General features: G+C 51.4%; 23 protein-coding genes and 1 pseudogene. 14 read left to right on the top strand and 10 right to left on the bottom strand.

From position 1 onward, the window contains the following. Nucleotides 1–35: 35 nt before the first annotated feature. The 5 genes from J1836_RS11150 (at nt 36) to J1836_RS11170 (ending at nt 5,103) form a co-directional block, all read left to right on the top strand. On the top strand, nt 36–1,508 hold the full coding sequence (locus tag J1836_RS11150; RefSeq protein WP_207251159.1) for an ATP-binding protein: 1,473 nt from the start codon (nt 36–38) through the stop codon (nt 1,506–1,508). Nucleotides 1,509–1,519: 11 nt separating this feature from the next. Continuing rightward, complete coding sequence (locus J1836_RS11155) at nt 1,520–2,206, top strand: response regulator (protein WP_207251160.1); 687 nt, start codon at nt 1,520–1,522, stop codon at nt 2,204–2,206. Between the two features lie 123 nt (nt 2,207–2,329). Beyond that, the gene (locus J1836_RS11160; RefSeq protein ID WP_207251161.1) at nt 2,330–2,752 is read left to right on the top strand and encodes a hypothetical protein; all 423 of its coding nucleotides are present in this window, start codon (nt 2,330–2,332) and stop codon (nt 2,750–2,752) included. 297 nt (nt 2,753–3,049) lie between these two features. Then, nucleotides 3,050–3,907 (top strand): OmpA family protein, encoded by an 858-nt coding sequence (locus tag J1836_RS11165; protein ID WP_207251162.1) that lies wholly within the window; start codon nt 3,050–3,052, stop codon nt 3,905–3,907. Nucleotides 3,908–3,942: 35 nt separating this feature from the next. Further along, nucleotides 3,943–5,103: a mechanosensitive ion channel gene (locus J1836_RS11170; protein ID WP_207251163.1), complete on the top strand. Its 1,161-nt coding sequence runs from the start codon at nt 3,943–3,945 to the stop codon at nt 5,101–5,103. Nucleotides 5,104–5,158: 55 nt separating this feature from the next. On the opposite strand, the gene sdhD is transcribed toward J1836_RS11170, so the two are convergent. Next, nucleotides 5,159–5,539, bottom strand: coding sequence for a succinate dehydrogenase, hydrophobic membrane anchor protein (gene sdhD, locus J1836_RS11175; RefSeq protein ID WP_207251164.1), 381 nt, complete (start codon nt 5,537–5,539; stop codon nt 5,159–5,161). 187 nt (nt 5,540–5,726) lie between these two features. Between sdhD and J1836_RS11180 the strand changes: the two genes are divergently transcribed. Next, nucleotides 5,727–6,080, top strand: a complete 354-nt coding sequence (locus J1836_RS11180) for a DMT family protein (RefSeq protein ID WP_372447674.1) — start codon at nt 5,727–5,729, stop codon at nt 6,078–6,080. Here J1836_RS11180 and J1836_RS11185 read toward each other — a convergent pair. The 3 genes and pseudogenes from J1836_RS11185 to J1836_RS11195 form a co-directional block, all read right to left on the bottom strand. Next, on the bottom strand, nt 6,077–6,244 hold the full coding sequence (locus J1836_RS11185) for a hypothetical protein (protein WP_207251165.1): 168 nt from the start codon (nt 6,242–6,244) through the stop codon (nt 6,077–6,079). The genes J1836_RS11180 and J1836_RS11185 overlap by 4 nt on opposite strands. Nucleotides 6,245–6,269: 25 nt before the next feature. Further along, entirely contained in the window at nt 6,270–7,478 is a 1,209-nt protein-coding gene (locus J1836_RS11190) for an RNA-guided endonuclease InsQ/TnpB family protein (protein ID WP_207251166.1), read from the bottom strand. Further along, nucleotides 7,475–7,941 (bottom strand): annotated as a pseudogene (locus tag J1836_RS11195) (IS607 family transposase). The gene J1836_RS11190 and the pseudogene J1836_RS11195 overlap by 4 nt, the downstream one beginning before the upstream one ends. 343 nt (nt 7,942–8,284) lie before the next feature. Here J1836_RS11195 and J1836_RS11200 point away from each other — a divergent pair. The 3 genes from J1836_RS11200 to J1836_RS11210 all read left to right on the top strand — a co-directional run bounded on the left by J1836_RS11200 (nt 8,285) and on the right by J1836_RS11210 (nt 11,804). Continuing rightward, nucleotides 8,285–8,644: a YkgJ family cysteine cluster protein gene (locus J1836_RS11200; protein ID WP_207251167.1), complete on the top strand. Its 360-nt coding sequence runs from the start codon at nt 8,285–8,287 to the stop codon at nt 8,642–8,644. A gap of 90 nt (nt 8,645–8,734) precedes the next feature. Beyond that, nucleotides 8,735–9,706, top strand: a complete 972-nt coding sequence (locus J1836_RS11205; protein WP_242632795.1) for a YiiX/YebB-like N1pC/P60 family cysteine hydrolase — start codon at nt 8,735–8,737, stop codon at nt 9,704–9,706. Continuing rightward, nucleotides 9,591–11,804, top strand: a complete 2,214-nt coding sequence (locus J1836_RS11210) for an acyl-CoA dehydrogenase (RefSeq protein ID WP_242632837.1) — start codon at nt 9,591–9,593, stop codon at nt 11,802–11,804. Before J1836_RS11205 ends, J1836_RS11210 begins: the two co-directional genes overlap by 116 nt. Here the strand turns inward: J1836_RS11210 and J1836_RS11215 are convergent. Continuing rightward, nucleotides 11,801–12,154 (bottom strand): hypothetical protein, encoded by a 354-nt coding sequence (locus J1836_RS11215; protein WP_207251169.1) that lies wholly within the window; start codon nt 12,152–12,154, stop codon nt 11,801–11,803. The two genes, J1836_RS11210 and J1836_RS11215, sit on opposite strands and share 4 nt — an antisense overlap. 258 nt (nt 12,155–12,412) lie before the next feature. On the opposite strand from J1836_RS11215, the gene J1836_RS11220 reads away from it, so the two are divergent. Genes J1836_RS11220 through J1836_RS11230 form a run of 3 tightly spaced genes read left to right on the top strand, consistent with a single transcriptional unit; the run spans nt 12,413 to nt 18,409 of the window. After that, the gene (locus J1836_RS11220) at nt 12,413–16,840 is read left to right on the top strand and encodes an SNF2-related protein (RefSeq protein WP_278189490.1); all 4,428 of its coding nucleotides are present in this window, start codon (nt 12,413–12,415) and stop codon (nt 16,838–16,840) included. A 22-nt stretch (nt 16,841–16,862) separates the two neighbouring features. After that, nucleotides 16,863–17,651 (top strand): 3'-5' exonuclease, encoded by a 789-nt coding sequence (locus J1836_RS11225; protein ID WP_207251171.1) that lies wholly within the window; start codon nt 16,863–16,865, stop codon nt 17,649–17,651. Then, the gene (locus tag J1836_RS11230; RefSeq protein WP_207251172.1) at nt 17,648–18,409 is read left to right on the top strand and encodes an amino acid ABC transporter ATP-binding protein; all 762 of its coding nucleotides are present in this window, start codon (nt 17,648–17,650) and stop codon (nt 18,407–18,409) included. Before J1836_RS11225 ends, J1836_RS11230 begins: the two co-directional genes overlap by 4 nt. A 2-nt stretch (nt 18,410–18,411) precedes the next feature. Here the strand turns inward: J1836_RS11230 and J1836_RS11235 are convergent, their stop codons facing one another. From J1836_RS11235 to J1836_RS11245, 3 genes are read right to left on the bottom strand one after another with little or no spacing between them, the layout of a single operon-like run. After that, nucleotides 18,412–20,286: a potassium transporter Kup gene (locus tag J1836_RS11235; RefSeq protein WP_207251173.1), complete on the bottom strand. Its 1,875-nt coding sequence runs from the start codon at nt 20,284–20,286 to the stop codon at nt 18,412–18,414. A gap of 14 nt (nt 20,287–20,300) precedes the next feature. Continuing rightward, a complete protein-coding gene (locus J1836_RS11240) occupies nt 20,301–20,993 on the bottom strand; it encodes a response regulator (RefSeq protein ID WP_242632796.1) in 693 nt (230 codons plus the stop codon). Further along, entirely contained in the window at nt 20,990–22,141 is a 1,152-nt protein-coding gene (locus J1836_RS11245; protein ID WP_207251174.1) for a DUF4118 domain-containing protein, read from the bottom strand. Before J1836_RS11245 ends, J1836_RS11240 begins: the two co-directional genes overlap by 4 nt. Before the next feature lie 156 nt (nt 22,142–22,297). Between J1836_RS11245 and J1836_RS11250 the strand changes: the two genes are divergently transcribed. Together J1836_RS11250 and J1836_RS11255 are read left to right on the top strand one after the other, a co-directional pair. Beyond that, the gene (locus tag J1836_RS11250) at nt 22,298–22,543 is read left to right on the top strand and encodes a CopG family ribbon-helix-helix protein (protein ID WP_207251175.1); all 246 of its coding nucleotides are present in this window, start codon (nt 22,298–22,300) and stop codon (nt 22,541–22,543) included. Continuing rightward, entirely contained in the window at nt 22,540–22,869 is a 330-nt protein-coding gene (locus J1836_RS11255) for a type II toxin-antitoxin system PemK/MazF family toxin (RefSeq protein WP_207251176.1), read from the top strand. The genes J1836_RS11250 and J1836_RS11255 overlap by 4 nt, the downstream gene beginning before the upstream one ends. Nucleotides 22,870–22,873: 4 nt before the next feature. Here the strand turns inward: J1836_RS11255 and J1836_RS11260 are convergent, their stop codons facing one another. Continuing rightward, entirely contained in the window at nt 22,874–23,566 is a 693-nt protein-coding gene (locus J1836_RS11260; protein ID WP_207251177.1) for a Fic family protein, read from the bottom strand. A gap of 2 nt (nt 23,567–23,568) precedes the next feature. Continuing rightward, nucleotides 23,569–26,238, bottom strand: coding sequence for an NACHT domain-containing protein (locus J1836_RS11265; RefSeq protein ID WP_207251178.1), 2,670 nt, complete (start codon nt 26,236–26,238; stop codon nt 23,569–23,571). Nucleotides 26,239–26,273 lie beyond the last annotated feature (35 nt).

Genomic DNA, 26,273 nt, shown 5'->3' on the forward strand with positions numbered 1-26,273 from the left:
ACTATTTATGGGTTGCGGGTGTCTGACTGAATACCATGATTGTAAGTATTCGTACCAAACTGTTTATCGCTATTTTCCTAGCCTGCCTGCTGATTGCCGGTGGGCTAGCGACTATCTTGCAATACCGTTTAAATCGCAGCTTTTTGGACTACCTGAATGAGCAGGAAAGCCGTTCCCTCACCCAGCTTGAAACACGTCTGATTGAAGTCTACGAAGCGCGTGGTGATTGGGGCGAACTCGAACAAAATCCCGAATTATGGACATCTATTCTGGATACAGCGGTGCGCAGTAGTTTTTTTCCTGCCAACGGAGATGGCACAGACCATGAACCGCCGCCGCCACCACCACCCCCAGAATTTCGGGCGCATCGCGAATTCGAGGGAATGCCACCCCGTTCGCATGTTGCGCAACGCATGGAACGCTTCATTGGGCGCATTGTATTGCTGGATGCCAAACGCGACGTGGTTAAAGGCAGCATTCGTCTCGGTGTGCCAGAGGATTTGCACGAACTCAAAGCCCAAGGCAAAACCATCGGCTATCTCGGAATGCACCGTCGCCAACGCCTCACCGAAAAGGTGGATGTGGATTTTGCCGATCGCCTGCAACGCACGCTATGGTTGGTGGTGCTGCTGTTAGCATTACCGATGGCGGGGGTGCTGTCTTTCTTATTGGCGCGTCACCTCGGCAGACCGATCCAAGCGCTGCGTAACGGCACACGTCAGCTCACCGCTGGCAATTACAGCTTGCGCATGACTCCGCAAGGGCGCGATGAACTGGGTTTGTTAACCCGTGATTTCAATCATTTGGCAGAACGTTTGCAGCAAAACGAAGCTTCTCGCAAGCAGTGGATTGCCGATATTGCCCACGAATTGCGCACGCCGTTGGCGATTTTACGCGGTGAAATCGAAGCCTTGCAGGATGGTATCAACCAACCTGATGCCAGCACACTTGCATCGTTGCATCAGGAAGTGAGTCACTTGCAGCGCCTCGTGAGTGACCTGTACGACTTGTCGATGTCGGACAGCGGGGCACTCAGTTACCGTAAGGAAAGCCTCGACCTTTGTGCTTTATTGCAGGAAACCTTGACGTTACACAGCTCGCCCTTACAAGAACAAGGCTTGCACATCAGTTTGCAAGGGCTTAGCTCACAGCCGATCCGCATTCAAGGCGACCCGCAACGCTTGCAACAATTGTTCAAAAACTTGTTGGAAAACAGTCTGCGTTATACTGACAAACCGGGGCAATTGCAGGTCAGTACGCAGTTACACGCGGGTACAGTCACGATAATATTTGCCGATTCGCCGCCCGGTGTACCCGATGAGGCATTGCCACATTTATTTGAACGCCTGTATCGTGTGGAAAACTCACGCAACCGTGCCACGGGTGGGGCGGGGCTTGGCTTAAGCATTTGCTACAATATTGTCGAGGCGCATGATGGCAATATCAGTGCGGCACATTCTTCCTTGGGCGGCTTAGAAATTCGCGTAAACTTGCCCCTGCAACGCTGACGGATACCTTCATGGCACAAATTCTCATCGTCGAAGACGAACCCAAAATTGCCGATTTGCTGCAAAAATACCTGCAAAACGCTAACTACCAGACGCACTGGCTCAATACGGGGTTGGGTGTGGGCGATTGGGTACGCAAAGAACAGCCGCAATTGATTTTGCTGGATTTGATGCTGCCCGGTAAAGACGGCTTGGAAGTGTGCAAGGAAGTGCGCCAGTTTTCCCCTGTCCCCATTATTATGTTGACGGCGCGAGTGGAGGAAATCGACCGCTTGCTGGGCTTAGAATTGGGTGCGGATGATTATATCTGCAAGCCGTTTAGCCCGCGTGAAGTGGTCGCCCGTGTCAAAGCCGTGTTGCGGCGTTTGCAAGCATTCATGCCCACCGAACATAATGGCATGACTCTCAACCCTGCGTTGTTGGAGCTGGATCGTGACCGTTTGCTGGTAAAAACAGCGCAGGGCGAAATCACGCTCACGTTGGTGGAGTTCGAGCTACTCGCCACCCTCAAGCAACAGCCCGGTAGAATTTTCGGGCGTGACCAGCTCATGACCAAGGTTTACACCGACAATCGTATTGTGTCCGACCGTACTATCGACAGCCACATTAAGAAATTACGCAAGAAACTTGCTGAAATTCTACCAGATCAAGAGCTTATCCATTCCGTTTACTCCGTGGGCTACAAATTCGAACCGTAATTTAACCTCTCTTGCTTGGCTACTTCCTCATTGTTTGCACAGTTGTAGCCAATTTCGTGCGCAATCGACGCGTATTATCTTTCCTATCGAAACAACTTAACCAAGTCACGGAAGGATACTCAAATGAAAAAAGCATTAATTGCAACGGCATTGATTAGCGCAATTGGCATGTCAGCCGCATTCGCTGGTCACGACGGCGGTTTTGGCGACTGTGGTGGCAAAGGCGGTCACGGTGGCTTTGGCGGCTTGGGTGGGCGCGGCGGCGAAAAAATGGCTGAAGTCATGACCGATAAGCTGCAATTGGATGACGCGCAAAAAGCCCAGTTGGACACTATCCAGCAAGAGCAAAAGATCAAAATGGAAGCCTTACGCACCCAAATGCAGGCACAAATGCAAGCCCTGCGTACTGAAAACGAAACCAAAATTGTGGCAATCTTGACACCGGAACAGGCGACCACCTTCAAGCAAATGCAGGACGAACGTCAAAAACGTCAGCAAGAACGTTTGGACGACATGAAAAAGCGTCTAGACAGCGGCAATCTCTAAGCTGCATTGATTTTTCTCGTTTGGTTTAATTTTCTCGCATATTTCACCTCGCTTAGGGCAGCCCATTGGCTGCCCATTTTTTTGTGGCCTCAGTAAAATTTCTTATTTCAATGATTTATCTTGCCAATGTGCTCGATAAAAATTTCTTTCTTTTGATTATTTCACTGTAAATTCATTGTCAAATAACGCCAAAAAAATCCTGCCGATTTTAAAAAGTTGTCTAAAATTAGCGGAGAGTATCCGTACGTAGCGTTTATTGTTAGCGCAAATAGATAATAATTAGCATGGAAGGTGAATATGGTGGAAAGTACCTCGGATAATGACGACCTGACTCCTGCGCAGGAATATGCGATTGCCAGTGGGGTAATCCTATTGTTTGGATTGCTGTATTGGTTTCTCAATAACGGTGGCGATGGGCTAACCAGCACGGCATTGCCAACGGCACAAACAATCACCCATCAGGCAGCGCCAGTGTTAGAGACGCAAGCCGTTGAGACAGTGAATGGATCGGTGAATACCCGTCCTATTAATGTTGCCGCTGCGCCCGTTGCTGCCGCTGCGTTACCCCCGTCCGCCGCCGTTAATACGACCGCGCCCGCTGTTGTCACCACTCACGTTGCGCCCGCCGCACAAACTGCCGCGCCTGCATTAGCAACAACGGCAATACCTGCGCCGTTAGCGCAGCATGGTTTGGGAACATCCGCAAAAGGTGCATTAGGTACGCCTAGCCCTGTGCCGAATGGCAAAACCCTTGATATTGGCACGAGCGGTTTTGGGGGCATTTTCCGTGATGCCATTGCCAAACGCCAAACAGATCGACCGATTGTGTTGGATGGCATTTATTTTGACTCCGGTTCAAGCAAGCCCAATGCCCAATCTATCGAGCAGATTAACGTCATCGTTGCTTTATTGCAGGCGAATCCCGACATCCGCTTATTGATCCGTGGGCATACCGATGAAGTCGGCTCTGCCAAGGAGAATACGGAGCTGTCCTTAGTGCGTGCCAACGAAGTCGGCGTTGCTTTGGTGCAAGCCGGTGTGGATAGAAAACGTCTGCGCATTATGGGCATGGGCAATGCCGAACCCATCAGCATTGATAACACCGATTTTGCGAGGCAGCGTAATCGGCGTATTGATGCGCTGATTCTTAAGTAACGAACGTTCACCACTTTTTTGATAGGAGTAACACTATGGATGGTCTTTCATCATCGTTGACGAATATGCTGGGGGGGCTTACCTCCGGTAAACTGGGTCATGCTTTGGTTGGCTTGGCAATTTTAATCGTTGGCTTGATTGTCGTCAGTTTCATTGCAGGCATTATTAAGCGGCTGTTCGGTAAAGTGGATTTTCTGGAACGCACTAATTTAGCGAAACCGCTGGCATCGTTGGTAAAAGCCTTGCTGACCATTTTTGTATTGATGGCTGTGTTACAGCATTTCGGTTTAACCGATGTGTTAGCGCCATTGAAAACCATGCTGAATAAGTTCTTGGCGGCAGTTCCGAATATTATCGGTGCGGGTGTCATTGGTTATGCTGGTTGGGTGATTGCGAAAATCGTTTCCGAATTGACGGGCGTTGCGTTGGGGCGGGTTGATCGCCAATTGGCGCTGAAAATGGGCGACCAAGGTACGCAAGGTATGAAGCTGTCTAAAATCGGCAGCTCGTTCATGTTCGCGGCTATTCTGATTCCGATTGCGGTGAGTGCGTTGGGGGTTTTGAATATTCCGTCGATTACACAACCTGCTTCGGAAATGTTGAATAAGTTGTTGACAGCGATTCCGAATATTATTGGTGCTGGTATTATTTTGGCTGTTACATATTTTGTGGCAAAATTTGTGATTTCTATGCTGACCAGCGTATTGGATGGCGTTAATGTGAATGGTCTGCCGCAAAAGTTAGGTCTGGCTGGCATGTTTAATGAGTCTTTCACGCCGACCAAATTGATTGGCAATGTGATTATGTTCTTTGCCATGTTAACAGCGGCGACGGCAGCGGTTAATACATTGGGTATCGACATTATTTCCACTATTTTCGCGAAAGTCTTGGAGTTCGGCGGCGGCATCTTGGTGGGTGGTGTGATTTTGCTGGTGGGTTATTTCCTCAGCACCTTGGCGTACAACAAACTGAGCCAGTATGGCAGCGCGGGTCTGGCGAGCATTGCGCGTTTCGCGATTCTGGGCTTGGTATTGGCAATGGGTCTGCGGGCAATGGGTCTGGCGGATAACATCGTCAATATGGCCTTCGGTTTCACGCTGGGCGCGGTAGCGATTGCGGCGGCATTGGCATTTGGCTTGGGTGGTCGCGAAGCCGCAAAAACCCTTGCGAATAGCTGGGCAGCTAAAATCAAATAAAGCTTGATGGGGGTGGGTGGCTTATGCTGCTTACCTCCTTCTTTTTAGCGGTTTTTCAATGGGCGAAAAATAGCCGTAGAATTAAAACCATGCTGAGCATTCCCAACAAGATCAGCAGGAAATTGACTACCAACAGCGCTGCAATCTTGGTAGGTTGGTGGTGAATGTAATCTTCAATCACCACTTGTAAACCCAAGCTGGCGTGGTAAGTGGCAAAAAATACAAACAGTGACAGCATGACAGTCGTCAAGGGTTCTCTAAACCATGCAGTCACACTGGCGTAATCTTCCCCTACCCGTAAAGCGACTGAAAACACTACCCACAAGGTTAACGGAATTAGGGCAATAGCCGTGACACGCTGTACCCACCAGTGGTGAACACCCGTTTTCACAGAGCCTAAACCGTGGGTTTTTTTGATAGGGGTTTCAAAATCCATGAAAAATCCTTTGAATAATAAGCTGCCCATATGGGGATAGGGCAAGATGCCATAATTATTACCTTTCGACACCTTGCCTAAAGGATTATCCCGAATGGGGAGACATGGGACATGACCCGCGTTTGCTGGCATGAAAAGGGAAGGGGAGTATGCGATATACTCCCTTTTTTTTGCTTGAAGATTTGCCATGACCTTGCCACCCGTTCTTATCAGTATCCTGCTGCTAGTGTGCAGCAATGTGTTCATGACGTTCGCGTGGTATGCGCACCTCAAAGAGCTGAATCACAAGCCGTGGCTGATTGCCGCATTGGTGAGCTGGGGAATTGCGCTGTTTGAATACTTATTGCAAGTACCAGCAAACCGCATCGGTTTTACCGTGTTGAGCGTCGGGCAACTCAAAATCATGCAGGAAGTAATTACGCTAACGGTGTTCGTGCCGTTTGCGGTGCTGTATTTGAAAGAACCGCTCAAGCTGGATTACCTGTGGGCAGGATTGTGCTTGCTTGGAGCGGTGTATTTTATGTTTCGGGATAAGCTTTAGAATCCTGCTTTTTCCCATTTAATGCCCGTCATTTTTGATAGCGCTTTTGCATCAACTGCCTCGCCCATCGGGGCGCAAGTGCCGGAAAAGATCACATCACCTTCACGCATGGATTTGCGCTGATCACGTACCGTCAGCGTATCGCTGCTTTCCGGTGTTGCCATGCCGTTCTTTTAAACTTATGCAAACTTAACCAAGGTCAAGTTTGCGGTTAAATTCCTGCTTCATTGGGGCTGGTTTCGTCTTCGGCTTGCGCCCAAGACCAGCGCCTTCCCCTTCACAGGCAGACACCGTGGAACTCACGGCGTATTTTTCCAAATTATTGGCGGCGTTGATGTCACGGTCATGGACTGCACCGCAAACGGGGCAAGTCCATTCACGTATCGACAGCGGCAGCTTGTCCACTTTATGCCCACAACCGGGGGCAGAACAGGTCTTGCTGGAGGCAAAAAACCGATCAGCCACTACGACCACCGCACCCCGCATTCCTGCCTTGTATTCCAACTGACGGCGGAACTCGAAGAAGCCCATGTCACTGATCGCACGGGATAAATAGCGGTTCTTGACCATGCCGGACACGTTTAAATCTTCAATACCGATGGTGTGGAAACGGCGGGTCAAATTCGTGGTGAGTTGGTGCAAACTGTCTTGGCGGATGTTGGCAATACGTGCGTGAAGTGTTGCCAACTTCTGTTTTGCCTTGTGGCGGTTAGCACTACCTTTGATCTTGCGTGACAAGCTGCGCGAGAGCCGTTGTAGGCGCGAAAGCAAGGCTTTATGCGGTTTCGCCCCGATCACTTTTTCCCCCGTTGACAGGGTTGCCAGTGCAGATACGCCCAAATCCACACCCACTGCGCCTTGGTTTTCAGCAGGCGGGAGGTGATTTGAGGTGGTATCCACGGTGATGCTGGCGAACCACTGGTCAGCGGTGCGGGAAATCGTGGCGGAGAGGATTTTACCGGAAAAGCGTAACGTTTCCCGCATTCGCACTAACCCAAGGTTGGGAATGCGGATGCGGCAATCGTCAAGGCTGAACTGGTCGTTGGTGAGGGTGAAACTGTCGCGGCTTTTGCCTTTCTTTTTGAATTGCGGGTACTGGGCACGTCCTGCAAAGAAGTTATTGAAAGCCTGCCCCAATTGGATAATCGCCATTTGTGGGGCATTTTTGGTGACTTCCAACATCCACGGGAATTGGTCGCGTTTGATGGCGTTCAACTGGCGGCGCAAGCCCATTTGGTTGGGTTTGGGCTGGCTGTTATCGTCTTTCCATGCGGCGTATTGGGTTTGCCATTCTGCCAACGCCCAGTTGTAAGCAAACCGAGCTGTACCTGCGGCTTTCGCCAAGTACGTGGCTTGCTTATTGCTGGGGTCAAGGCGGATTTTGTGACTGATGATCATGCTTGCGATTCTTCCACGGCTTTCTTTACCCCGTCCAGCAGCTTTTTGTTTTTGCGCGAACGTGAGCCGTACAAACGGGCGGAAAATACCGTGATGATTTCCAGCACATCGGTTGCCAAGTCTTCTTTAAAGGGGGTGTCTTCACCTTTATTCACCATGACCACTTCCACCTGTTTGGCTTCACAGATGGAAAACACCGTTGGGCGCAATAGAGTTCCAGCACTTGCTTTTGGCGTTCCAAATCGTCTTTTTGGTCGTGGCTAGAAACACGGGCGTAGGCGAGCGTTTTTCTGTCCTGTTGGCGCAGGTGCGTGGCAGGTTCAATTTGTGAAAGGCGGTAGCGGCGTTGGTTGCCTTGTGTCCGTTCCGGTATCAGTTTGCCGGACTCCTCCCAACGCCGTAAGGTCGTCGGGCTGATGCCTAACCGTTCTGCTGCTTCGCTGATCGTGATTAACTTATCCATTTTGGATAGTTTAGTACAAGTTTGTGGAAGTTTCTGGTTTACTGTTTCAAACCCCGCTTTGGGTGACAACGTTTTAGAGGCACACAGAGAAACCGTTTTTTTCTTATCCAACTGGCAAGAGAACAGCCTTCCAGTGTGGTTGGCTTGGGTGCAGCATTCGCGGGCAGACCCACGGTGTAAGTGGTCGCTACTATCAGGATGTTAATCAGCATTTTCATAGGTTTGCATCCTCGCATTGATGATGGCTCATAGATTATCCAGTTGCCTCAATAAGTCTGCTTTAAAGTCATTGGCTCGCCACGTTTGCTACTATGGCACTGGTTTGTCTTTAAAGGAGTTCGTCGTGGTGGAACCTAATCCCTGTATGACTTGTGGCGCGTGTTGCGCTAGTTTTCGTGTCTCGTTTTACTGGGGCGAAACCGATGCTGCGTCCGGCGGCTTAGTGCCTGCGCACCTGACCGAAGCGATTGCACCGCATCGCGTCGCAATGTTGGGTACGAATCAAGCCAAACCGCATTGCATCGCGCTGCAAGGGGTGGTCGGTGAATGCGTCAGTTGCACTATTTACGCGCTGCGCTCTTCCACTTGCCGCGAATTCAGTGCTTCGTGGGAACACGGTGAACCTAACCCTACCTGTGATCGTGCTCGTGCTAACTATGGCTTGCCGCCAATACCTGAGCCTTTAACTCAACCTTTCGTCTGACACGGAATTAAATCACGGATTGGCGGGTCAATATGAACTAGAGTCATGGAATAGTAGTATAGAAAACAACGGCGCACCGTAGGAGGAGGTATGAAGTTTACCGACTGGTTATGGCAACGGGGTATCGACTGGCTTAATGCCACACCCCGTGAAGAAGACTTCAGCGCTCTGTGTAACTTTGAATTTTTGGAACGCGAAATTCGTCCCGCTGATGTGATTTTGTTTGCCGGTCAATCGCGGGTGAGCAAAGTCATCCAAACCGTGGCCTTGTCGCCGTGGACACATGCAGCCTTGTACGTGGGACGACTCAACGACATCCGCGACCCCAAAGCCCGTTCCCGTTTAGCCGCTTATTACGACGGCGATTTGAGCGAGCCGCTGGTGATCGAATCGCTACTCGGTAAAGGCACGATTGTCACCCCTCTACGTTACTACCGCAAAGAACACCTGCGCCTGTGCCGTCCCGCTACGCTGACATGGCAAGATACCGATAAAGTGGTGGATTTTGCGATTGAGCACCTCGGTATGGGTTACGACGTGCGCCAATTGCTGGATCTGGCGCGGTTCATGTTTCCTTATGCGATTTTGCCGCGTTACTGGCGTTCCACCTTATTTCAACACAATGCGGGGCAGCCGACGCATATCGTGTGTTCGAGCATGATTGCCCGCTGTTTCCAGCAAGTGCATTACCCGATATTGCCGATTGTGCAAAACGCCCAACAGGATCAGGTGCGTTATTACGAGCGCAATTTCCGCCTGTTTACCCCCAGTGATTTTGACTACTCACCCTACTTTACGATCATTAAATATCCGGCTTGGAACGCGGGACGCGAGCCTGCGTACCGCACATTGCCGTGGCATCAAGAGGAGGAATCCCATGAGTTGGCTAACAAAATACCGTTATCACTACATCAGCCGCCCCGTGATGCGTCTGATGAAGCAGCAACTGCCGCCGATTTCGCCGACCGAACAGGACGCGCTGGAGAGCGGCAACGTCTGGTGGGACTCCGAACTTTTTTCCGGCAAACCGGACTGGTGTCGTTTGCACGACCTTTCCATTAGCAAGCTACGTCCCGACGAACAAGCCTTTCTCGATGGCCCCGTGGAAGAGCTGTGTCGCCGTTTAGATGACTGGCACATTACCCACGAATTGTACGACCTACCACCCGACATCTGGGATTTTATCAAGCAAAACCGCTTTCTCGGCATGATTATTCCCAAAGCATACGGGGGCTTAGGCTTTTCCGCGCTCGCGCATTCGCAGGTAGTCATGAAAGTCTCCAGCCGTAGCGCTACCGCCGCCGTGACCGTCATGGTGCCGAATTCACTTGGCCCCGGTGAATTGCTGATGAAATACGGCACACCAGCGCAAAAGGATTATTACCTGCCGCGTTTGGCGGATGGGCGCGAAATTCCGTGTTTTGCGCTAACCGGCCCCGAAGCGGGTAGCGATGCCAGCTCCATCCCCGATAGTGGGGTGGTGTGCCGTCAAGATTTTAGTGGCGAAAAAGACGTGCTGGGCATTCATCTGAATTGGGAAAAACGTTATATCACCCTTGCACCCGTGGCGACGTTGTTGGGGTTGGCGTTCCAACTTTATGACCCTGAGCATCTGCTGGGCGATAAGGAAACCTTGGGGATTACGGTGGCGTTGATCCCCACCAACCACAAAGGCGTGGAGATTGGCACGCGGCATTTTCCGTTGAATATTCCGTTTCAAAATGGCCCAACCTACGGGCGTGACGTGTTTATTCCGATGGATTGGTTGATCGGTGGACAAGCGCAAGCAGGCAAAGGTTGGCGCATGTTGGTGGAATGTTTAAGCGAAGGGCGTGGTATTTCCTTGCCTGCGCTATCCACGGGGGCGGCGAAAGTGGCAGCGCGGTATACGGGGGCGTATGCACGAGTCCGCCAGCAATTCGGGATGTCAATTGGTCATTTTGAAGGCGTGGAAGAGCCGTTGGCACGGATTCTGGGCAATGCGTATTTGATGGATGCGGGGCGCATTTTGACGGCGACTGCGCTTGATCAAGGGCAACGCCCTGCGGTGATTACCGCGCTGTTGAAGTACCAGTTGACGGAGCGGATGCGGCGGCTGATCAATGATGCGATGGATATTTCCGGTGGTGCGGGGATTTGCATGGGCCCCTCTAACTATTTGGCGCGGGCGTATCAGTCGATTCCGATTGGGATTACGGTGGAGGGTGCAAATATTTTAACCCGTTCACTGATTGTATTTGGGCAGGGGGCGATGCGTTGCCACCCGTGGTTATTGCAGGAAATACAGGCGGCGCAGGCGGAGGATGTGGCGGCGTTCGACACGGCATTCATGGGGCATGTGAAGCATATTTTCAGCAACTTAGGGCGTAGCGCTTGGTATGGGCTGACGAATGCTAAATTGGTGGCGCATGGTTCACCGTTGACCCGCGATTATTACCGTCATTTGACGCGCTTGAGTAGCCAGTTTGCGTTATTGGCGGATTATGCGGTGTTGTCGTTAGGCGGCAATTTGAAGCAGCGCGAACGGGTGTCGGGGCGTATGGCAGATATTCTAGCCAATCTGTATCTGTGTTCGGCGGTGCTGAAGCATTTCGAGGAGCAGGGCGAGCCGGAGGCGGATGTGCCGTTGATGGCGTATGCGTGTAAGTTGACGATACATCGGGCGCAACAGGCAATGTTGGCGGCATTTCATAACTTGCCGTATCCGTGGTTGGCGAAGACGTTGCGCACCTTGATGTTCCCGTATGGCAAGCCGTTTAGCCCGCCGGATGATGCATTGATTCATCAGGTAGCACGGTTGGCGCTTGAGCTTTCAGCAACGCGGGATCGCTTAACGGCGGGCATTTTCATTACCAACGATCCGGCGGATCGCATGGGGCGGATTGAGGATGCGCTGCATAAAACATTGGCAGCGGCAGAGATCGAAAAACCGTTACGCAAATTGATGAAAGAGGGCAAATTGGCGGCACATACCGTGGCGGAAGCGATTGTCGAGGCAGGAAAGAAGGGCTTGCTGGATAAGTTCAGCGTGGAAAAATTGCTGGCGGCACGGCGTGCGACGGCGAATGCGGTGCGGGTCGATGATTTTCCGGCGGATTATTTTCGGCAGGGTGAGGAGAAGAATCCTCTCCTCAGCCCTTCTTCCGTGAGAGGCGCTTAGGCTGCGCAAGCACCTGATTTTTTGCCGCTGTGTTGTTGCTGTTGTTCAGAGCCTTTGCCTGACTCTTTGCCGCCAGCTTCGGAAGAGTCAGCGCCTTGCATTTTTTCCATCATGCTTTGTAGCAGTTGCATGATCATTTCCAGCATTTGGGACAGGGTGTCGCCTTGTTCGCTGCCAGCCGCGCCCGTTTGACCGGATGCACCTTGAGCCCCGCCGCATTTGCTGCTGCCTTGTCCGCTCATGGCTCTGTTGAATTGTTGAACGCTATCAGCAGACGGCGCGGAGGTAGGGCTAGAGATGGCGCTGTTTTGCGAGGTTACGCTGCTTGAACCAATTCCATTCATGTTCATGATACGACTCCTTGTCGTGGTTTAGTAAAATCCGTTAGACATAGCTTATACCGGATGAACGGTAAAAAGGGGGATTGTGCAGACGGCTTGTCGGGGGATTGGGACGGTTGGTCGAGTGGGATCGGAGCTGCCTGTTAATCTGAAGCGGGCAATCAAACCGGGCTGGAAACTGCTGCCGAATTCCCGGTGCTACGTGCATGATTGCTGAGTTACCGAAAATAAAACCAACGATCTGCGCTTTCCCGCCACGGTTTTTCGATCCTGTCGCGGATGCGCCGCCATTTTCCGCACACCCAATTCTTGCTGATGGATGCGTCAACCTTACAGCAATACGCGCATTTATGCGTCGAAGAGCCGGAAAACGCCCGCTGTACTGATATACTCCAGCATTTGCAGCCGGAAGAAGCCGCCGTTTACCAGCGCTTGCAACAAACCCATCAGCGGCTGGAGCAGGAACGGATTCCGATGGCATATTTCCAACAACAATTGACCCAGTTGAACATGACTTCGATATTTGACGAACAAAAATTCCTCCATCTCGCCGAAAGTACCCAGCAGTTACTGGAATTCATGTCCATCATCTACGCGCCGATAGCGGCTACGCCATTGTCAAAACTTGCTCCAGTGGCGCTGGATGTCAAAGTATTACGCCCCTTGTTAAACGATTTGGTCAACCTCGGTTTTCTGACGGTCAATGGCGTTAATTACTACGCTTGTGTAGAGGAAATTCGTGACGAATTGACCCGTCGCAGCTTGCGTGAAGGACGTTTTGTTAACTGGGCAAAGATTGTCGTGGAAAACCTTAGCCCCGAAGCCCCGCGTCATGCCTATGGTCATGAGTTCTGGGCAGATGTGAACCATGCTTTGCGTGATCTGCGCCTACAGGCATTGCTGGGAAACGGTCAATGGCTGGCAAAACTGTTGGAACATGCCAACCGACAGTATGCTGTTGCGACAAAGTTTCGCCCGCATCCGTGGTTCACATTGTGGGGAGATACGCTTGATCCCGCGTGGCTGCCGTTTATTCCTGAAACCATTTTCCTGCAATTTATCGCCCCGATTTACTTATCCGTCGCTGACAAGAATAACGAGAATGCCAGCCCACTTTGGGCGCATTGCCAGCAATTACTGCAAGCCGAACAGATGGATACCAGCGCAGTCTGGACAGTGTTTGGCAGCACGTATTACTGGCAACTGTTCCAACGTCAACAATGGGCAAGTCCCTTAGCGGCGCAACCTCCCGCCGATAGTGGAGGGCGATTGGAAGATTGGCATCTGTTTGCTTCGGCGCAAGCACTTTCCCAAGGTAAGCGGGATGAGGCTATCAACCTGTATCAAGCAGGTTTGAAACTGTTACGCAAACGTCAAAGCAGCCGCAAGGCGTTGTACGGTACACCGCTGGAAGCCTTGTATGTCCTTGCGCTATTGCTGGATGGTTCTGACAAAGCTATCAAAGAAATTCCTTCATATTTCAAAGAGTTTGGCGCTAAGAACCAAACATATCAAATACTGGTGTATTTCGCCAATTCTCGACTGTTCGGCAAGTCAGAGGCATTGGATAAGGACGTGGAAGCATGGCAACAAACGCCCCTATCATTCCTATTTGCTTTGATCGTGTGCCATTGGTTAGAGCAAGCGATCCCCAGCGCATGGTTGGATCGGGCAGAAAGCGTTAGTGAACAAGTTGCCCAAGTGGGTTATATCTGGTTGGTGGGCGAATATGCGGCTGTTTTAGCACAATGCCTGCCTAAGAATGACAAGCGCAAACCTATTTTTACCGATTTATCCGCCGCTGCGCACACCAAGGCAGGCACGCAACCGCTGATTACCCTGTACCAACCTCAACCCGCGTGGGAACGTACTTTGCAGGCGTTGCAGCGTTTGGGTGCTGCAACGCCCAGCAAATCGACTGGAACTGCCAAAGTCGGTGCTGAACGGGTCATCTGGGAATTAAGCAAGCAAAAATACGCTTCCCAAACCGAGTATTCGCTGCACCCCACCTTACAAAAAGCCACCAAAACGGGCTGGTCGGCGGGGCGCAATATCGCCCTGAAACGGCTTGCCACCGAACCGGAAACCGTTGCTGCGTTGACCGATGAAGACCGCCGCCTTTGCCAAGGCATCCACCTTTACAGCTATGGCTATTACGAAAAAAGCTACGAACTGCACATTACTAATGCATGGCAGCACCTGATCGGGCATCCGCGTGTATTCTGGGTAGGGGCGACGAATTCCCCGCTCGACATCCAGCAAGGACGCGAAGAACTGCAAATCCTCAAGGAAAAAGGCAAGCTACGCATCAAGCTATTCCCCGAATTACCGCATCCCAGCGACGCATACAAAGCCGACAGCTATTTTGTGGTGGAAGAAACCACCCTGCAACTCAAGCTCTACAAACTCACTGCCAGCGTGTTGCAATTGCACAGCATTTTGGGCAAAGACGGTTTGCTTGTCCCCAATGAAGCGGAAGCGACTGTCCGCCAAACTCTGTCTGCACTTGCGCCGTTGATCACCATTCAGTCCGACATCGCTGGCATGGATAATGCCGAAACGGTCGAAGCCGATCCGCGTTTGCACCTCCATCTATTGCCGTGGGGCGAAGGCTTGCGGATGTTAATGCGGGTGCAACCCTTCGGCGACATTGGCCCAATCTTTCCACCGGGCAGTGGGCGCAGCAATGCCATGACCGAAGTTGATCGCAAGCTGCTCAAAACCACCCGCAACCTCAAGCAAGAGCGCAAACAGGCGGATGCACTGCTACAAGATTGCCCCGCCTTATCCACTTGGGAAGATCCCAGCGATGACCTGTTGCTGGACGACCCCGAACAATGCCTTGAAGCACTGCAACAACTCCACGCCCTCGGCGACAAGGTAACGTTGGCATGGCCGGAAGGCGAGAAGTTGCGCATTACCCAGCAAGTCAGCGGCAACAATCTCTCGCTCAAGATCAAGCAGTCCGGCGAATGGTTTGACATCGACGGCAAGCTGCAAGTCGATGACAATCTCGTGTTGACCTTGCGTCAATTGCTCGACCTCAGCCAAACCGCGACAGGGCGTTTCGTACAATTGGCAGACGGGCAATTTCTCACCCTGACGCGCCAGTTCCAGAAAAAGCTTGATACCTTACGCGCTTATGCGGAAACGTCCGGCAAGCAGGGTTTGAAAGTCGGCGCACTCGCAGGCATGGCGCTGGAAGATTTCATCGACGAAGCAGGCAAACTCGAAACCGACAAACACTGGAAAGCACAAGTCACCAAGCTGAAAAACGTCCGTGATAGCCAGCCAGTTGTACCTGCCAACTTGCAGGCGGACTTGCGTGACTACCAGACGGAGGGTTTCCGCTGGATGATGCGTTTGGCGGAATGGGGCGTGGGCGGCTGTCTGGCAGATGATATGGGTTTGGGTAAAACCGTGCAGACGCTGGGCTTGCTGCTGGCGCGTGCTGACAAGGGCGCGGCGTTGGTGGTTGCCCCCGTGTCGGTGTGCAATAACTGGTACAGCGAATGCCAGCGCTTTGCCCCCAGCTTGCGTCCGGTGTTTTACCGTGGCAAAGACCGCCAAGCCTTGCTAGATGATTTGCAGCCGCATGACCTGTTGATTGCCAGTTACGGGCTGTTGCAACAAGACAGCGAGGCTTTCCAAGCCATCCGCTGGACAACGATTGTGCTGGATGAGGCGCAAGCCATTAAGAACGCCAACACCAAGCGCACCCAAGCGGCTTACCAGTTGCAGGGCGATTTCCGGTTTGTCACCACGGGTACGCCGATTGAAAACCATCTGGGGGAATTGTGGAGCTTGTTCCGTTTCCTCAACCCCGGTTTGCTGTTTTCGCAGCAAAAGTTTGGCGAACGCTTCCAAACCCCGATTGAACGCGACCACGACGACAAGAGCCGCCACGCGCTGAAAAAATTGGTACAGCCCTTCATGTTGCGCCGTACCAAAAATCAGGTATTGCAGGAATTGCCGCCGCGCACGGAAATTACCCTCTCTGTGAGCTTGAGTGATGCGGAAATGGCTTTGTATGAAGCCTTGCGCCAACAAGCCTTGGAGCGCCTTAGCGAAGAAACGGCTGAGGGTGAGAACAAGCATTTGCAAGTGTTGGCGGAAATTACCCGTTTGCGTCTGGCGGCGTGCCATCCGCAATTAGCGATGCCGGGCAGTGCGTTGCCGTCCAGCAAATTGCAGGCATTCGGCGAATTGGTGCTGGAATTGCGCGAAAACCAGCATAAAGCACTGGTGTTCAGCCAGTTCGTCAAACATTTAACGCTGTTGCGCGAATGGCTGGACGGGCAGGGCATTGCGTACCAGTATTTGGATGGCTCGACCCCGATGGAACAGCGCAAGGAACGGGTAGATGCCTTCCAGCGCGGCGAAGGCGACATTTTCCTGATCAGCCTCAAGGCAGGTGGATTTGGGTTGAATCTGACGGCGGCGGATTACGTGATTCACATGGATCCGTGGTGGAATCCGGCGGTGGAAGATCAAGCCTCCGACCGTGCGCACCGCATTGGGCAACAACGCCCCGTGACGGTGTACCGTTTGGTGGCGGAAAACACCATCGAAGAAAAAATTGTTAAACTGCACGCACTCAAGCGCGATTTGGCGGATAGTTTGCTGGAAGGCTCGGATGTGAGCGGCAAATTGTCGGCGAAGGATATGCTGGAGATGATTCGTTGCGGCGTTTGAATAGTTACCAAAGGATATTAAATTGAACACTTTAGTCTTCGACATCGAAACCATCCCCGACATTGAAGGCGGGCGCAAACTCTACGACCTTGGCGACCTTGGCGACCTCGACGCTGACGGCATCGCCAAAGCCATGTACCACCTGCGTTTCCAGAAAACTGGCACGGAATTTCTGGCGCACCACCTGCACAAAATCGTCGCCATTTCCGTCACCTTCCGTGGCAAAGGCGACGATTTCAAAGTCTGGACGCTGGGTGACGAATCCGCCGACGAAAAAGAAATCCTGCAACGCTTTTTCGACGGCATCGACCGTTACACCCCCACCATCGTGTCGTGGAATGGCAGCGGTTTCGACCTGCCCGTAATCCACTACCGCGCTATGAAGCACAAAATCTGCGCTCCGCGTTACTGGGACATGGGCGAAGACGACAGCAGTTTCAAGTGGAACAACTACATCAGCCGCTACCACACCCGCCACACCGACCTGATGGATTTGCTGGCACTTTACAGCGGACGCGCCAATGCGCCATTGGACGAACTCGCCTCGCTCTTCGGTTTCCCCGGCAAAATGGGCATGAGCGGCGCGAAAGTGTGGGATGCGTATCAGGCAGGCAAACTCGCCGACATCCGCAACTATTGCGAGACCGATGTGCTGAATACCTGGCTGGTTTACTTGCGCTTTCAGTTGATGCGCGGGCATATCCTCATCGACAAATACAACAGCGAGTGCGAATTAGTGCGCAAACATTTACAGCATTCCGGCAAGGAACATTTGCTGGCATTTGAGGCTGCTTGGGAGGTAGGTGCATGAATGCTGCGACCGTTCCACCCGATTACATGATCGAATTTGCCAAGGTGAATAAGTGGTACGGCAATCATTTCCACGTCCTGCGTGACATTGATTTGCAAGTCCGCCGTGGGGAACGCATTGTCATTTGCGGCCCTTCTGGTTCGGGCAAATCCACGCTAATCCGCTGCATCAACCGTTTGGAAGCACACCAGCAAGGCAAGCTCACCGTCGACGGGCTGGAACTCAGCGATGACGTGAAAGTGTTGCACGAAGTCCGCCGCAAAGTCGGCATGGTATTCCAGCAATTCAACCTGTTCCCGCATTTAACCGTGCTGGAAAATCTTACGCTAGCACCGATTCAGGTCAACAAACTCTCCAAAGCCGATGCGGAAGAACGCGCCATGGCGCAACTCAAGCGCGTACAAATTGCCGAACAAGCGCACAAATACCCGCTGCAATTGTCCGGCGGGCAGCAACAGCGTGTTGCGATTGCGCGTACCTTGTGCCTTACCCCGCAAGTGCTGCTGTTCGATGAACCCACCTCCGCCCTTGACCCTGAAATGATCAAGGAAGTGCTGGATGTGATGACCGAACTCGCCGAGCAGGGCATTACCATGCTGTGCGTCACTCACGAAATGGGCTTTGCCAAATCGGTGGCGGATCGGGTGATTTTCATGGATGCGGGGCAAATTGTGGAAGAAAACAACCCACATGACTTCTTCAACCGCCCGCGCAACGAGCGCACGCAGGCGTTTTTAGCGAAGATTTTGGCGCATTAAGCCTACAGCGTCACCTGCGTTCCAATTTCCACCACCTGATCCGATGGTAGATTGAAGTAGGTGGCGGCACTTTCCGACTGGCGCATCATCCAGCCAAACAGCGCACAACGCCAATACGGCAGCACGCCTTCGCAATCGACAATCGCGGTACGCGCCACGAAAAACGTGGTGCTAGCCGCTGGTAATGCCAGTTGGTAATTGATTGTCCCGCGCAATGCTTTGCTCAAATCCGGGTTTTCGCGGAAACCAAAGCGTACAGTCACGCTGTAAATCCCCGGTGCAAGCCCCGTCACCATCAAACGATCTTCCTCCTCAACATACGGCACTTCCTCATTATCCACATGCAGGAACACAATTTGCTCGTGCATCACCTTGTAATGCTTGATGTTATAAAACAAGCGGCTAGGCACAAGGTTGGGGTTAGAAGCCAGATACACCGCCGTCCCAGCCACACGCGGAATCTCGCTGTGCGGGTCGGCGACAAATTTGCGCATGGTCACATTGATTTTGCGCCGATGTTCCGCAATCAATTCGCTGCCTTTCTTCCACGTTGTCAGCAAGGTGAAAATGACCAGTCCCAGCAAAATCGGCAACCACCCACCATGCCCGATTTTGCTCAGGTTGGAACTGAAGAACATGATTTCAAACACAATCGCTACCAGTACACTGGCAATAATCGCCTTACGCAAGCGTTGATTGGGGCGTGCTAATGCGACCAGCAAAATCAGTACGCTGGTAATAACCATCGTGCCAGATACCGCAATACCGTAAGCCGCAGCCAAACCACTGGATGAGCCAAATCCCAACACCAGCAGAATAACCCCTAGCAACATCAACCAATTCACGCTGGCAATGTAAATTTGCCCTTGTTCCGAATCAGAGGTGTGTTGCACCCGAATGCGCGGCAAATAGCCCAAGCGCGTCGCTTGCTGGGTAAGCGAATACGCTCCAGAAATAGTGGCTTGCGAGGCAATCACGGTCGCCATTGTTGCCAATATGACTAACGGCACGAGCAAGCTATCTGGTGCGAGAAAATAGAATGGGTTCTGCGCCATTGTGGGGTCACGCATTACCAAGGCCCCTTGCCCAAAATAATTCAGCATCAAGGCAGGCCACACCAAGCCATACCAAGCCAGCCGGATGGGTTTTGCACCAAAATGCCCCATGTCGGCATACAAGGCTTCACCGCCAGTCAAAGCCAGAAACACAGCGGAGAGTAATACAAACGCGGCAATCGGGTGATGGAGAGTAAAGTCCAGCGCGTACAATGGGTTCAGGGCTTGTAACACCTCCGGCGTTTGCAGAATGCTGCTGATACCCAACGTTCCCAAACTCACGAACCACACCACCGTAATCGGGCCAAACAAGATGCCCACTTTCGCCGTGCCAAACCGCTGGATCAGGAACAGGCTGATTAAAATGCCCAAGGTAATCGGGATAATCAGGTGTTCAAATTGCGGGGTTGCCACGCTGATCCCTTCTATCGCCGACAATACCGAAATGGCGGGGGTAATAATGGCATCGCCGTAAAACAACGCGGCAGCAAACACCCCGATCAGTGCCACCGCTTTTGACCATTGCGGCAGGGTACGGCGCGTATGCCGATGCGCAAGGGCTTGCAAAGCCAACACGCCGCCTTCGCCCTTATTGTCGAAGCGCAAGACCAGCCATACGTATTTGAGCGAAATAATCAGGGTAATCGCCCAAAACAGTGCCGACAGCGTAGCCAGCACATTCGCGTGGCTGGGTGCTAACCCATGCGTAAAGGCTTCTTTGAAGGCATACAGCGGGCTAGTGCCAATGTCGCCGTAAACAATGCCCAAGGCGGCTAGGGTCAATGCCCCCAGCTTTTGTTTGGGAACGTGCGAGTGAGTCATATCAGGATTCCTTCCTACAGTTGGAAACGGTAGCCAATGCCGGTTTCGGTGAGTAAATGGCGGGGTTGGCTGGGGTCATCTTCGAGCTTCTGGCGCAAATGCCCGACATACACGCGCAGGTAGTGATTGCTCTCCACATACGTGCTGCCCCAAACCTCGCGCAGCAAATGGCGGTGAGTCATGACCCGACCTGCATTCAGCAGCAGCAGGCTTAACAGGTGAAACTCAATCGGAGTAATGCGCACGGCTTCCCCGCGACGGCGCACTTGGCGTTGGGACAAATCCACTTCAATATCACCGAAATGAATCAGCGGACTGGCGGTTTCCGGGTTGAACTGGCTGCGGCGCAACAGGGCGCGTACCCGTGCCAGCAATTCGCCCGTCGAAAACGGTTTGCTGAGGTAATCGTCAGCCCCGGCATCCAGTGCCTTGATCTTGTCTTGGTCAGCACTGCGGGCAGACAGCACCAATACCGGCAATTTTGACCAAGTGCGCAAGGTCTGAATGAGTTGCACGCCATCACCGTCGGGCAGCCCCAAGTCCAGAATGAGCATGTCCAGCCGTTGGGTGCGGATGTCTTGCAAGCCTTGGGTGCAAGTACCTGCTTCGGTAACTTGATAGGCTTCGCTTTCCAAGGCGGTGCGGACGAAGCGGCGGATGTGTTGTTCGTCTTCCACCACCAGAATATGGTTGATGGCTGTGGTCATGGGGTATTGCCTGTGGGGTGGAAGGGTTCGGGTTCGATGATCGGCGGCGTGCCGAGGGGCAGATGAAAGCAGATACATCCGCCGCCCTGCGCTGGATTGCTGGCAGCAATATCGCCGTCGTGTGCTTCAATAATGGCACGGCAAATGCTTAAACCCAGCCCCACACCGGGGATGGTGGATTCGTGGTTGCCGCGTTCAAACAGCTCGAACACTTGGTTCAGCTTGTCAGCCGGAAAGCCTTCGCCGGGGTTGCACACGCAAATTTCGACCTGTGTGGGCAGCAGTTTGGCGGTGATGTGCAGGGTGGAATCGGCAGGCGAATACTTCGCGGCATTTTCCAGCAAATTGCAAAACACCCGTTCCATGAGGATGGCATCGAATTCCAGCAAGGGTAAATCGGCGGGCAGGCTGACTTTGACGGGGTGATGGCGCAGGGCAACTTTGAGCAGCTTGGTGCTTGCGCCGATGACTTCTTCCAGCGGCTGCCATTCCTTGCGGAACTTCATGCCGCCTGCTTGCAGCCGTGCCATTTCCAACAAATTGCTGACCATGCTATTGAGGTGTAAGGCTTGGTCGCGGATGGCGGTAATGGTTTCCTGTGTGTCGGGCGGCAAGGGCGGTTTGCTCAGTTTCAGGGATTCTGCCAGCCCGTACAGCGAGGTGAGCGGGGTACGGATGTCGTGTGACAGGGCGGAGAGAATGGTATTGCGCAAGCGTTCCGAGAGCATTTGCATCCGCGCTTCGTGGGCGACTTTTTCGAGTTCGTACAGGCTCAAGGCTTGCTGTTCACGGGTGTTGGCATCGGTGGCTTGCTGGCGTAATCCGGCAGTCAGGTGGGTAATGATGAGGGCAACGACCAGCATGACGGCAAAGGTGACGAGGTATTGGGCGTGGGCAACCGAGAGTGACCAATGCGGTGGCACAAAAAAGAAATCGAAGGCAATCACGCTGCAAAACGCGGTGAGGATAGCGGGGCGACGACCCAGCTTGACCGCTACCAGTGCCACGGTCAGCAAAAACAGCATGGCGGTATTGGCTAAATCGAGGTGGTTATGCAGCGGCACTGCCAGCAGGGTGGTGATGCCGACCGCCAGCAATGCCAATAAATGCCGTTGCCATAAAGGGCGGGCTTCCAATCCATTTTTCATCTGACACCAGATTCACAGTGGGGCTATGGCGCGAAGTCTGGCAGTTTGGAAATAAAAATGGTGTAGAAATTTGTCGCCAAGGTTTGCCCCTTAACAATACTAGTGGTGGGCGTGGCGATTCCGTGAACCCATGCTAATATAGCTATAATCATCCACATGGAAACCACTATGCGAACCTTGCAAATGACCTTTGATGACGATCTGGTGGCTGAACTCGATCAGGTTGTTCAGGAAAACCGTACCAACCGTTCCGCTTTCACCCGCGAAGCCTTGCGCATGGCAATTGCACTCTATCACCAACGCAAATTGGTGGAAAAACACCGCGCTGGTTACTTGCGCCACCCTGTTGCCCCCGACGAATTTTCAGTGTGGGAAGAGGAACAAGCATGGGGTGATGAATGAAGCGTGGCGAAATTCGTTGGTACACGTTCAAAGAGCCGGATAAACGCCGTCCGGTAATGATTTTGCTGCGCTCTGACATTATCCCGTATTTGGGTGAAGTGACTATCGCACCGATTACTACCACCATCCGCGACATCCCCAGCGAAGTGGCATTGAGCGTGCAGGATGGTATGCCGCGTGAATGTGCCATCAATTTCGACCATATCCAGACGGTGCAAAAAGGCAAGTTGGGGGCTTTGATTACCACGCTTTCCGCGCACAAACTGGCGGAAGTGGATCAGGCTGTCAGCTTTGCCTTGAGTTTGAATGGTTTTGACGGGTTTTGATTAATCATGCCTCGCGCATAATCCGCAACACCCGCTCATCCATGCACGAACGCATAAACGCATTCATCGCGCTTTCATCACCCGAATCATAAAACGCCAGCATCAAGGTGTTGAATTCCAGTTGGCGTTTGGCGGGTAGGTTGATTGCGGGATAGCCGTGCTGGAGCAAATGCCCGTTCATCATGAAACGCCCCATGCGCTTGTTCACGTCGTAGAAAAACTGGCAACGCGCCATCGTCAGGAAAATGTGGATGGCTTGGTCGTAAATGTCGTCGATGTAGGCAAGGTCGGTAATCAATGCCTCGAAACGGGCGGGCAATTCGGCGACGGGTGGGGGCATGTAATCTGTTCCCGCGATGAATACGCCACCGGAGCGGAAGCGTCCCCATTCTAATGCCTCTTCTTTGCCCGCAGCGGCGTGGAGTGCGCAGGCTTTTTCGGCGGAAATAGTGAATTCGCCGCGTTCGAGCCAGCTAAACAACAGCCGCCATGCGTTGCCTTGATTTACCGTAATTTGCTGGTCGGAAAGTTTGTGTCCGCCTACGGTGATGCCGTCCAGTAGGGTCTGGACTTCTGGCAGGGTCATGTTGATGCCTTCCAGATTGACCGCATCGCAGACGAATTCGCTGAGTTGGCGTTTTGCCAGCATTAGCGCGGTGGCGGGGTTGGGGGGGATTTGCCAGTGGAGGTCGTTCATAATCATGAAATCCCTGCTTCTTTGCTAAGTTTTTCATATGTAACCATCATTTTTTTTCCAATATATTTTCTTATTTCTTCATCAGAAATTTGTAGCTCCCTGCAAATCAAAAACCAAAGACTTGACGTTATCAGAAACTTCGAGATGAAGATTGAGGTGATTCCCATTCCCACGCCAAGCCCAACTAAAAATAACAATGATGGCGTTAATAACAAAAATTTCTCCAAGCTCACATTTCCCACTACCGATAACATCCCCCACATCCCCGACAACGTCCCCAGCGACAAAAAAAACGCGGATAATGGCAACGACGATAAGCGCAGGCGTGGGAGCGGCGCTAAAAGACTAAAAATATAGATATTAATGAATGTTGCGACTGATTTTGCAAATGGAAAGTACTTGAATTGCGGTTCGTCAAATAATACGCGCCATGTTTTTTCTTGGATGGGTATCTCAGAGTGGTTTTTTGATAAATCGGCTTTTAACAGCTCTGCAAAGAATGTTAAGACTTCTTTTGTTCTTAATGCATCATTAATATGCATATTCATTGTGTTTTTTATAGAAGTGGCAGATGTTTTATTGAAGGAGAATAATTGGCTAATGACTTTGGCTTGCAGAAGTTCCATGTAGGATTTGTGAGCAAATTTGAACATGCCATCTTTGCTCAAGTCTGTTACCAATAAACCACAGGAACGTACATCAGTATTGATCTTTTCGATAATTTCAGTTCGGCGAGTATTCCACTCAAATCGTGCATTACTACGTAGAGGACATGCATCCTCACCTTTTAATGAACTGACGGAACGCGAAACATCTTCTGGAACTGCATCAATCAGTCTGTTGACCGTTTTGGTTAATTCATCTTTGCCTATTTGATTGGGTAAGTTTTTGACAGCCATGTATGCAGCTATCCCCATCATAAAATAATGACGTTCCGCTGTATTTAATATCATGAATGGGCGTTCATCATTTTTATCTTGTTGGCGTTTTAATGTTTGTTGAATGAATAGATCAATAACAGTTGCTGAATTGATATGTTCATGTTTATGAAGCTCTTCGCGTTTCCAAAGTAATGCCACCAAATGCAGTAACGATGGGCGTGAAGCAACCTCTAAAAATTTCTTATCTTCTTTGGCGAGTTGCACAATTTCATGGCGAACTTGCTCATCTGCTGAACGTAAGCTATTTTCAATCTGTTCAACATTAAATGGCTGAAGATACAGTGTATGTGTTTGGTCTGTTTCTCCTAGTGCGCGAGTTAACTCCTTGCTATCCAGAAAGAAGTTAGGTCGTCCGGTAATGATTAGTTTTGAGCGCTGATAGTTTAATTTCCACAAACTATGAAAATGACTAATTCGTGCTTCAGTATCACCACTCAAATCAATTTCATCAAAGCCTTCAAAAATCAGCAGCAATCTCCCCGCCATGTGTAAATGCAATAGTGCCTTAACATTAATCCCATAACGATAAGCCCATGTTGCCAATAACTCTTCTGGTGGAAGGCTTCTTAATGTTTTACCTCGAAGCTCAATCAGTATTGGAATACTAGTGTGAGTATCGAAACTGTACTGCTTGATCAAATGGTAACTAAGTAACAAGGAAACAGTACTTTTACCCTGTCCATATTCACCTAGCACTGCTAGTTGCTTGCTAGAATTATCTCGTAGCCATTGTTGAATATACACCTCTAATGATTCAGGTTGAGGTTCTGCTTCTTTTGCCAACCGATACAAAGAGGGAGTGTAAGTGTCCTGCAAAGTTAAATGACTTTCTGGAAGTTTTGCACGTTCAACCCGATATTGAATGTCGGCAAAATAATCGGAAAAGTCCACTAACTCCAATAACAGTGCGGCTTCATTGGTGTAAGTGATGCTGTAGTCAGGATGATGCTCTGCTGGATTGGGTTCACCCTCTTTATGGGTGATGATGAGTTCAATCGCTTTTTTCTCTTGATGATCAGCAACTTTGCGAGCGTAATCGAGCCACGCAGATAACGCAGCAGCACTAGGGACATACTGTGGGCAAGCGAGTAACACTAATGCCCCTGTATGCTTTTCCTCACCTATCCAACATTTGTGCGCAGGGTCGAATTCACCCCCAAACAAGTAGCTACGATTACGCAAGCACCACAATTGTTTGGCGCGTTCGTGCCATGTCAGTGTCTCCGGTCTATCCAACAGCGTATTGTACTGATCAGCTTCAGCGGAATAGGGTTTACGTTTCTCCTTCGCATCCGGTGTTCTTTCCAAGAACAGACGAATATCACGCAAAATACTGGCTGGGTCGCAGTTTTGCTCTTGTTCATGCTGGGCAAGGCTTTTTTGCCCATTCCAGTTTTTGAATACGCTTACGTATGCGACGGCTAACACCAGAATGACGAAGAAAAATAGCACTGCTTCCAATGGACTGAGCGGCGGTGTTAGCGGCTGAAGATTGAAGCCAAAAGGCTTAAGTAAGATCATCAGCACACTGCCGATGATGGAGTTCTCTAGGAGGAAGGCACTCAGATACAACCCCACAAAACCAAAGATCCCTATAAAACCAAAAAAGGCAAAGCGTTCGCGGGTGTGACGATCTTTCTTCCACCATACATAGAAAGCCCACAGTGCCATGCCACTCACCGCGATAAGTAGCGCGAAAAGAAGCCAGTCAAACGCAATACTATTGGTCATAAGAAATGATTTTAGTTAGACAAGAATTTGCGCAG

It is taken from the genome of Thiothrix fructosivorans, assembly GCF_017349355.1.
In the GTDB taxonomy this organism is placed as follows: Bacteria; Pseudomonadota; Gammaproteobacteria; order Thiotrichales; family Thiotrichaceae; genus Thiothrix; species Thiothrix fructosivorans.